Source organism: Microcoleus sp. D2_18a_B4 (genome assembly GCF_036702475.1).
GTDB lineage: Bacteria > Cyanobacteriota > Cyanobacteriia > Cyanobacteriales > Microcoleaceae > Microcoleus.
This window is the reverse complement of record NZ_JAUBTL010000111.1, coordinates 1-9,436: the sequence shown is the minus strand read 5'-3', so window position 1 is coordinate 9,436 and position 9,436 is coordinate 1. Positions and strand designations below refer to the sequence as shown.

Annotated in this window: 6 protein-coding genes and 1 tRNA gene; 4 read left to right on the top strand and 3 right to left on the bottom strand. The window is 48.9% G+C overall.

The window, feature by feature from the left end:
- Positions 1-164: 164 nt before the first annotated feature.
- Positions 165-1,193 carry a PRC-barrel domain-containing protein gene (locus QUB04_RS31790; RefSeq protein WP_333290656.1) on the bottom strand — a complete coding sequence of 343 codons (1,029 nt, stop codon included), beginning with the start codon at positions 1,191-1,193 and terminating at the stop codon, positions 165-167.
- A gap of 618 nt (positions 1,194-1,811) precedes the next feature.
- Positions 1,812-5,699: a chromosome segregation protein SMC gene (gene smc / locus QUB04_RS31785; RefSeq protein ID WP_333290655.1), complete on the bottom strand. Its 3,888-nt coding sequence runs from the start codon at positions 5,697-5,699 to the stop codon at positions 1,812-1,814.
- A 737-nt stretch (positions 5,700-6,436) separates the two neighbouring features.
- Here smc and murA point away from each other — a divergent pair.
- Positions 6,437-7,852 carry a UDP-N-acetylglucosamine 1-carboxyvinyltransferase gene (gene murA, locus QUB04_RS31780; protein ID WP_333290654.1) on the top strand — a complete coding sequence of 472 codons (1,416 nt, stop codon included), beginning with the start codon at positions 6,437-6,439 and terminating at the stop codon, positions 7,850-7,852.
- Here murA and QUB04_RS31775 read toward each other — a convergent pair whose 3' ends face one another.
- Positions 7,853-7,999, bottom strand: coding sequence for a hypothetical protein (locus QUB04_RS31775; RefSeq protein ID WP_333290653.1), 147 nt, complete (start codon positions 7,997-7,999; stop codon positions 7,853-7,855). It abuts the gene before it with no gap.
- Here QUB04_RS31775 and QUB04_RS31770 point away from each other — a divergent pair.
- From QUB04_RS31770 to QUB04_RS31760, 3 genes are all read left to right on the top strand, one after another.
- The gene (locus tag QUB04_RS31770; RefSeq protein WP_333290652.1) at positions 7,989-8,858 is read left to right on the top strand and encodes a M48 family metallopeptidase; all 870 of its coding nucleotides are present in this window, start codon (positions 7,989-7,991) and stop codon (positions 8,856-8,858) included. The two genes, QUB04_RS31775 and QUB04_RS31770, sit on opposite strands and share 11 nt — an antisense overlap.
- A tRNA-Leu gene (locus QUB04_RS31765) sits at positions 8,837-8,918 on the top strand. The genes QUB04_RS31770 and QUB04_RS31765 overlap by 22 nt, the downstream gene beginning before the upstream one ends.
- Positions 8,919-9,123: 205 nt before the next feature.
- A complete protein-coding gene (locus QUB04_RS31760) occupies positions 9,124-9,318 on the top strand; it encodes a hypothetical protein (RefSeq protein WP_333290651.1) in 195 nt (64 codons plus the stop codon).
- Positions 9,319-9,436: the final 118 nt, after the last annotated feature.

Below are 9,436 nucleotides of genomic sequence, written 5' to 3'. Positions count from 1 at the left end.
ATTTTAAAGTCCCAAAAGCCTTTCGACCCCAATTATTTACTTGCTACCCCTTGACAGTTCAAGACAGTATCTACAGGCAATTGTAGGGGCGGCTTTCACCAACTATCTATGTCTAAAACCAACAATCTCGTAAACTCGCTCCCGCCCAACCGATGGATTAATTTCTAATAACCAGGCTCCTCCTCGTACTCAGGAGTCTTAGTCTTCTCAGGGATATTCACCCGAGGAGCCTGGTAAGGCTTCGGTGCCTCATCGTCAGCCCAAGCATCAGCCTCCACATCATCCTCATACTCGTACTCCACCACCGGCTGCTTCGGGCGAGAAATCTCAGGGCGAGTGTACTGCGGCTTCTCCTCGTACTCCTCCTCGTAATCGTCCTCCTCACCGCCCCAATTATCCTCTTCGTAATCGTCGTAATCGTCGCTTATTGGCTCAGGCTGCTGTACCTGCACCGCGCGCATGGGCGGCTGGCGAACCGCAGGCCGATTCCACTCTAAATCCTCATCCCAAGGAACTTCCTCCACCGCAGGCGCAGCTACCCGGCTCCGCATTTCCGGTGCAGGTATCCGCACGCCCGGGCCCAATTGATTTCCCGTAGCCACGGGTTTCGGATAATAACCTGCCTCGTCCTCTTCTCGTTCCCAAGGTGCTTGGCCCAAACCAACGCGCTCCAGCAAACCCACACTAAGCTGCCTGAGCCTTTCCTCGGAACCTTCAAACACAATCAAGCGATTCGGGCCGCTGCTGACAATTTCCTCAATCCCCAATTCGTAAGTGCTGAGAACTTGGTCGGGGATTTGGGGGATTCCCAAGGAAGCGATAATTATAGAAACTAACTTACCGTCTTCGGGGTCGAACCTAAAGCCCCGCACCCTACCCAAAAGTTCGCCGGTTTCGGTAATAACTTCGCTGTTAATCAAAATGCTGTAGACTTCAACATCAACATCATCTTCGATCGCGCTCTCATCTTCCACCAACAGCACGTCGCCGATTTCGCTGACATTGCTGAGGAACATAAACCTCGGCATTCCAGCGACCGCGAATATATTATCTCGCAGACCGATCGCCACAACTTCCCGCCGATCGATGTCCACCCACAATTGACTAACCACCCCCAAGCGTTTACCTCTGTCGCGAGTGATGACTTGAGTGCCGAGAATATCGGAGCGTTGGCAGATTTGTTCTGATGTCATTCTAACTTTAATCCTTATTTATCATAAAAATGGGCCTAAAACCCCCGTGCTTCTAGCACGGCTTTGCTGTATGCTTGTAGTAGTGGAAAGGTAATCAACCACTCTAAAAACCTAGCTGTCAAAAGACAAAGCGCTGAACCTTGAAAATTGAATCTAAGCGGTTCTACTGCATTTTTCTAGACTCCACCTCGCAGTAGGTAAAAGATTCAGAGGAGCTAGACAAACAGCATGTGAAGCGAATTTGCTTCAAACTGAAACAGGACTTGCCTAAAAGCAAATAGGGTAGGGCATACCCGAATTAACGCTTGGGGAGAGTCCCACCTCTGGGCTAGAGACTTCAAGGAATCTAGTTTAAGTGGTCTCGGTGAGCCAAGAATCCTCGTACCTTCAGGTCGAGGAGTGTCAATAAGTACATATATCACTCAACACGAGCGTTAACAGACACTCCGGGACTACAACTTCAGTCAGTCGATTTTAGATTTGAGATTTTAGATTTTAGATTTACTCCACAGAGGAATGTGGGAGCTGGAACTAGGGTCTAAAATTTTGATCTATCCACGACTGTTGTCGGCGGCTTGTACCCGTTTTTGGGTAGGGTCATCAACAGACACTCCGGGACTACAACTTCAGTCCTATGACTTGAGTATAAGCTCCCCGCGCTTGAGTAACGCCAATTGTACGCTCAGCCGATTGAATCATAGGTCGCCGCAAACTCACAACAATAAACTGGGCTTGTTCAGACTGTCGTTTTATCATTCTAGCTAATCGCTCCACATTTGCCCCATCCAGAAACATATCCACTTCATCAAAAGCGTAGAACGTAGACGGGCGGTAGCGTTGCAGCGCAAAAATAAAACTCAGCGCCGTCAGCGACTTTTCGCCTCCAGACATGGAAGCCAGCCGCTGTACGGGTTTGCCCTTCGGGTGAGCCACCAAATTCAAGCCACTGCTGAAGGGGTCTTCCTGGTCATCTAGCTGGAGATAGCCATCGCCTTCGGAAAGTTCCGCAAAGATAGTCTGGAAGTTCTCGTTAACCGCGTCGAAAGCTTCTTTAAAAGCGCGCCGCCTGAGTGTGGTAAAATTTTCGATTCTCAACAGCAGTTCAGTGCGTTCTCCTTCCAATGTCGTCAATTTTTGACTTAATTCTTGAAGGCGTTCTTGAGTGCGGTTGTACTCTTCCAAGGCTAGCATATTGACTGGTTCTAAAGCTTGAATGCGTTTGGCGATCGCCTTTACTTCTTGCTGCAATTCCGTCAAATTGGCTTTCTCGACATTTTCAGGAATCGACGGCACGGGGTCGGGCATTTCCGCCCGCTGCGTTTCCAATAGAGTGCGGACTGCGGCTAATTGTTCCCGGCGTTCTTGCTGAGTTTCGTGGAGTTTTTGCAACTGCCATTGTAACTGTTGTTTGGCTAAATGCTGTTCTCGCAGTTGAGATTCTGCCCGATCGCGCTCTCCCTTCTGCACGCCCAATTTTTCCTCAATTTCCCCCAAAGCCGCCTTAGCTTCCGCAATTTGTCCATCGAGTTCTAACTGCTGCGAAACAATGCGATCGAGTGCATCCGCCCCCGCGTTTTGCTGCACTTGCCATTCCTGCAATTTCTCGCTGCCTTCCTTAATTTTCTCTTCCAAACGCCCGAATTGATTTTCCAAGTCTACAAGGCGCTGCTGGACGTTTCTCAGAGCCAATTCTCGCTCTTGGAGTTGCGCTTCTAGAGCGCGCAAACCCGATTGCATTTGCTGCCATTCGCTGTGACTGTTCGACTCTTCCAACTGCGCCAAAGTTTGGCGGTACTGCTGCAATTGAGTTTCTTGTGCGGGCAATTCTCGTTCCAGCAACTGCAATCTCGATCGCGAATTAGTTAATTCCTGTGTATTTTTCGCAATTTGCGATCGCACTTGTTCCTGTTGCGCTTGCAAATTCTTAATTTCTGACTCCAACTGTTCCAAGCGCAACTGATTTTCGCGCAAATTCTGTTTCGCTTCCATCAATTCTTGGCTGCGAGTTTTGACGGCAACAGACGCGCGATCGATCGCAATTTTGCACCGTTCCAAAATCCGCTCAATTTCCTCCAACCTTTCTTGCAAAGAGGCGATCGTCCTGGCTTCACTAGCAGCCTCACTAGCCTCAACCGTGCCAAAATGTAAGGTAGATCTATTAGTAGAACTTCCCCCAGTCATCGCCCCGCTAGTTTCCAAAATTTCCCCGTCCAAAGTGACAATCCGGTACTGTCCCAAATAGCGGCGAGCATCGCTGAGGTTGCTAAACACAACCGTACTGCCAAAAACGTAAGCAAAAATTTCCTGATACCGCGAATCGCAGTCAATCAAATTAACAGCCGCATCCACAAACCCAGCCGCGCGCCGCAAATTTTCATTCACAGAATATCTGCCGCCTCTAATCTTATTCAAAGGCAAAAACGTCATCCTTCCCGCCCGTTTTTGTTTCAACAATTCGATCGCAGCAGCAGCCACGCTGTCATCTTCCACCACCATATTTCCCATACGCCCGCCCGCCGCAATTTCCAGCGCCAACTGATAGCGCGGTTCCACCCTACCGAGTTGAGCCACCAAGCCACAAACTCCGCCAATTCCACTTTGCGCGACAATTTTTGCTGTAAACGTTCCCGTCGCTTCTTGCAGTGCTTGAAACTGCACTTCTAGCTTGTCTAATTTGCGCTGTCTTTCCCGCTGTTCTTCCAACAAACGAGTTTGAGTTTCCTGTTGCAGTTGCAATTCTTGTTCGGCTTCGACTAAAATCTGATTTAGCGATTCTACTTGCAAAGATGCCACGCCTTTGGTTTCCACAAGGCGAGATTGTTGCTCTTTTTTGGTTGCAATTTCCTGTTCCAATACTTGCAGCGATTGGTTTTGTTCTTGAATTTGACTTTGCAGGCGATCGGCTCTTTCTCCGATAGTAGCTTGTTCTGTACGCTGCGGTTCCAAAGTTTGTTGAATTGTTTCGATTTGGCGGTGCAGTTCCGTTTGCTGCTGTACCCAAACTTCGGCCGTCGAGGCGATCGCATTTGCAATTTCCCGATTTTCATCTAAACTTTGCTGGGCTGCGTCCCGCTGTTCCTGAAAACTCCCCTGCTGAGATTTAACATAAGATATTTCAATCTCAATTTGCTCCAAACTTTGCCGGAATTGGCGAACTTCTTCCTCGGTTTGTGCTATGTTAGCAGCTATTTGCCCAGCAGTTTTTTCCAAATCCTGTTTGCGATTTTGCAGTTGCCGCCGTTCCGCTTCCTGAGTTGCAATCGTCGCTTGCAAAGCCAACAATTCTGACTCTCCCAAAGCTTTAACGCGGGCATTCAGTGCGTCAAGTTCGGCGGTTGCTTCTTGAATTTGGGTGCTAATTGTTTGCAGTTGTTCGGTGAGAGATGCAGAAGTGCGATCGCCCGTTTCGATTTGTTCTCGCAGCTTCCATTCTTGCTGCTGCAATTGACGGAATTTCAGCACAATTTCCCATTGCGACTTTTCTTGAAATTCCGCCCGCAATTTTTGATATTTTTCCGCTTTTGTGCGATCGGTAGCAAGTCTATCGCGCTGAGACATCAGCTCTTTTTCCACAATCCGGCTGCGTTCTTCCACCTCCTTAACTTCATCCAACTTCTGCCTAGCTAAAGAGATTTTGCGATCGAACTGAGCCACCCCAGCCAATTCGTCAATGATTTCTCGGCGTTCCTTAGAATTCATCGAAATAATGCTGGTAACGTCTCCTTGCAGGACGACGTTATAGCCTTCGGGATAAATTCGCAAGCGGTTGAGTTGTTCGTGAAGTTGAGTCAGCGTGCAAGGTTGACCGTTAATGTAATAAGTTGAAGTGTAAGTACCTTGGCGAGTTACCCGAAGTTTGCGCGTCACACTCCACTCATCCGGTTTGGGATTTTGGATTTTGGATTTTTTATTAGTAGCGAGTAGTTGTCCGTTGTTGTCTTGAGTTGCTGCGATTTCAATCTCTTCTACGTCTTCAACAGATAACTCATCCGATTTTGGATTTGGGATTTTTGATTTTCGATTGACAGGAGATGATTGGCCGTTGTTGTCTTGAGTTTCGGCAGTTTCTATCCCTTCGGCTTCTGCAACTAGAGGCGATTCTTGATTGACAGGAGATGATTGGCCGTTGTTGTCTAGAGTTTCGGCAGTTTCTATCCCTTCAACTTCCTCTGCTTCAACAGATAACTCATCTGCTGCATTTTCATCCTCATCTTCATCCCGCGCGAACCATTCCTCCCCCACATCTTCCAGCGCAAAGGTAGCAGTCACGCTAGCTTCGATCGTACCGCGTTTGTTTTGGGCGCTGTTCACCAAATCCGGCAAACGTTCAGCCCGCATTCCCTTAGAACTCGAAAGTCCGAGACAAAACAGCAAAGCGTCGAGGATGTTGGACTTCCCAGAACCGTTGGGCCCGGAAACCACAGTAAAACCGGGCAGCACGGGAATGGCCGTCGTGCCGCCAAAAGATTTAAAGTTAGTCAGTTCGATCCGCTTAATGTGAACCATATGCTAGGAGTAGCTTTGGCTCTCGGTTGTTGTCACAAAAAATACTCGGTAAGTGGGAAGCTCCGAGACTTTAGTCCTGAGAGGAAAACGACCCGGCGATTTCAATCGCCTTGAATCCCCTCGCGGGGCAGAGGGGTATGGTTGCCCCTCCGGTGAGGATATGGTTGTCCTCAATCTCCCATTTCTAGGGTAAAGTTAGCTTCGCCAATGTTATAGAGGCTTGTTAGGCTGGCAGCACTGTCTCAGTGACTTTAAGACTGTTTAACTACTAGCGACAGGGCAGGGGACTAGCTTCGCATCCCAGGGTGTCATGACCTAAATAACGTAGCCTGTTAAGGCTTAGGCTGGTCAGTACAGCTTGTTTGATTTCTCTTACAAGCTCAGTGGCTTTAGCCCTGAGTTACTGACAGGGTAGCACAGGCAATGGGGCGATCGACAATGTGTTAACTTTCTAGCATTGTCGATCGAACCGATATCTTACACCTTCGTCAACAACCCAGCCGGCTTTTACTTAAAAAGCTCGTTGACAAAAGTACAATATCTCCGATCCGAGCGAGCGCTACAAATTAACGTAAATTTTGATACAGATAACTCCATGAAACTCGATCGACATTATTTGTGCGAGTAAACCTGAAAGCCTTGTCCCTAGTGAATTTCAGCAAATATAATTCCCGGAATCCCTAATGTTACCCCTAGACATATAAAAACTTTCCGGTAAAATCGAACCAAAATTAATAATGTATAAAGTAACGAAGCGAATTATGGAGGGCAAACCCATTACACCAGCTCAGAACTCATCTAACCTGCCAGCTTCACCTGAAAGCGACCAACAAGTATTGCAAATTTGGGGTCGCCAGCCCCTTAAAGGACATATCAAAATCAGTGGCGCCAAAAACTCGGCCTTAGTCGTCATGGCAGGAGCCCTGCTATGCCCAGAGGATTGCCGTCTCCGCAACGTTCCTGGTCTAGTCGATGTCGCCCGCATGGGGCAAATTCTCTCGGCTGTAGGAGTCAAATTACAGCAGAACGGGGACGTTTTAGACATCAACGCCAGCAACCTCATAGACGCTCAAGCCCCTTACGAATTAGTCAGCCAACTGCGGGCGAGCTTCTTCATCATCGGGCCGCTGGTAGCGCGTTTGGGATTTGCCAAAGTGCCCTTGCCCGGTGGGTGCGCCATCGGCGCGCGACCTGTTGAACTCCACGTTCGCGGTCTGCAAGCCCTCGGTGCCGAAGTCCACATCGACCACGGCACGGTTCACGCTTACGTCAAAGGGCCAAACCGCCGCCTCAAAGGAGCCAAAATTTATTTGGACTACCCCAGCGTCGGCGCAACTGAAACTTTGATGATGGCGGCGACTCTGGCTGAAGGAGAAACCGTGATTGAAAATGCTGCTCAAGAGCCGGAAGTCGCAGATTTGGCGAATTTCTGCCGCGCTATGGGAGCAAAAATTCAAGGGGCTGGCACGAATACGATCGTCATTTCGGGAGTTCCCAAGCTGCACGCGGTAGACTATTCAATTATTCCCGATCGCATCGAAGCCGGAACATTTTTAGTAGCAGGAGCCATCACTCACTCGGAAATCAGTTTGTCGCCGGTAATTCCCGACCACCTGACCGCAGTCATTGCCAAATTGCAGACAATTGGGGCGAAAATTATTGCAGAATCCCCCGACATTTTGCGGATAGTTCCCGGCCAAACTCACTCGGCCACAGACATCGAAACTCTGCCTTATCCCGGTTTCCCCACAGATATGCAAGCTCAGTTTATGGCTTTGCTGACGCTGAGCGAGGGCGACAGCTTGATCAAAGAAACCGTGTTTGAGAATCGCTTGCGCCACGTAGCAGAGCTCAACCGCATGGGCGCCGACATTCGCCTTAAAGGCAATGTAGCGATTGTGCGCGGAGTGTCGCGGCTGTCGGGTGCGCCGGTAGTGGCAACAGATTTGCGGGCTTCGGCCGCGTTAGTGTTAGCGGGACTTGCAGCCGATGGTGTCACCACCATCAGCAGCTTGCAGCACTTAGACCGCGGCTATGAGCAGTTAGAGGTGAAACTGCAAAAATTAGGAGCTAAGTTGCGACGGGTCAAAGAGGGTACAGACCCGGCGACTGCTGAGGCTCCTGTCAATCCCGTGCGATCGGGTTTAAAGTAGTCAGAAGGAAGAAGGAAGAAGGAAGAAGGAAGAAGGAAGAGGAAAAAAGGAAGAAGCAAAAGAATTCCCCATGCCCAATTCCCCATGCCCCATGCCCAATTCCCAATTCCCAATTCCCCATTCCCAACTGACTAAAATGTCGAACATACCCCTCATCGGTTTGAAAGCAGACCAGTTTCGCCACCCGCTAGACTTGGAAGCCACCAGCACTCTCAAACAACTGCCCGGCCTGGATTTGATGGTGCGGCAGTTGCTGGGACAACTGGGCGAACAGTTTTTTATGCTGGAAAATCTGGCTTCCAGCGTCCAAGTCGGCGAAAATCAATTGCCCCACCTGCATCAATTGCTGTTGGATGCCTGCAAAACTCTGGATTTGGAAGCGCCGCAGCTTTATGTCCGCCAGCATCCGATGCCAAATGCTTACACCTTTGCGATGCGGGGAAAACAGCCTTTTGTGGTGATGCACACTTCTCTGATTGATTTGCTCACAGACGAGGAAGTTAAGGCAGTAATTGCTCACGAGTTGGGGCATTTGAAGTGCGAGCACGGAGTTTACCTGACTCTGGCTAATTTAATTGTGTTGGCGGCCGGTCAAATTTCGCCTGTGGGAGCCGTGCTGGCGCAGGGTTTGCAGGCGCAAATGTTGGAATGGTTGCGGTGTGCGGAATTTACGTGCGATCGCGCCGCCTTGCTCGCCACTCAAAACCCAAAAGTGGTAGCATCGGTGCTGATGAAACTGGCCGGAGGTTCGCCGACTTTAGCTTCCAAACTGAATGTCGATGCGTTTTTGGCGCAGGCGCGGGCCTACGACGACCTCAGCAGCACTCAACTGGGAGAAATGCTCAAACAAGCTCAGACGGCTCAGTTGTCCCATCCTGTACCAGTATTGCGCGCCAGAGAGATCGATCGTTGGGCAAGTTCAAAAGATTATGAATCTTTGCTTGCAGGAAATCGATCGGTGTGTTATGATGGTGAAACCCAAAAGGGCGGGTGGCGAAATTGGTAGACGCATCAGACTCAAAATCTGACACCGAAAGGTATGAGAGTTCGATTCTCTCCCCGCCCACTACTAGAAAAGCTAGTGATGTATTAATAAACAACTGTGTGCTAGGTAGCCCACTAGCTCCAAGTGCATATCTCATCACTTGATATCCCCCTTGCTGGTGGCTGTGGTTGCTAGTCGAGTATTTTCCCAACTTCAGTTGAAATAACTTCTGAGCAACCGCACTATTACTTTCATCTGCTTTTTTATGTAATAAAAACATAAAAACATGAGTAATCAGGCAAGCAATATACCTTCTGTGGATTTAGCTATGGTTCCAGGCACAGTTTATATCCAAGATTGTGTCTGGAATCAGTTAAGTAAACTGTATACTCTTGATTTAGCCACAGGTAAAGCAACATTCAGCGGCTCTCTGGGATTTGTGGTGGAAAGTGTATCGAAAAGTACAAAATTTTGGCAATAAAATCACTGAAATTCTTACCAGAAAGACATAAGCTATAGCGGTTCTCAAAAAAGTGAGGTATGCCCTATGCCCTATGCCCTATGCCCTATGCCCTATGCCGGATAGTACCTCATCTTTC

Bases quoted from the DNA above. Each gene is read 5' to 3' on its own strand.
- QUB04_RS31790 (WP_333290656.1), bottom strand. From the start codon at position 1,193: ATGACATCAGAACAAATCTGCCAACGCTCCGATATTCTCGGCACTCAA.
- smc (WP_333290655.1), bottom strand. From the start codon at position 5,699: ATGGTTCACATTAAGCGGATCGAACTGACTAACTTTAAATCTTTTGGC.
- murA (WP_333290654.1), top strand. From the start codon at position 6,437: ATGTATAAAGTAACGAAGCGAATTATGGAGGGCAAACCCATTACACCA.
- QUB04_RS31770 (WP_333290652.1), top strand. From the start codon at position 7,989: ATGTCGAACATACCCCTCATCGGTTTGAAAGCAGACCAGTTTCGCCAC.
- QUB04_RS31775 (WP_333290653.1), bottom strand. From the start codon at position 7,999: ATGTTCGACATTTTAGTCAGTTGGGAATGGGGAATTGGGAATTGGGAA.
- QUB04_RS31760 (WP_333290651.1), top strand. From the start codon at position 9,124: ATGAGTAATCAGGCAAGCAATATACCTTCTGTGGATTTAGCTATGGTT.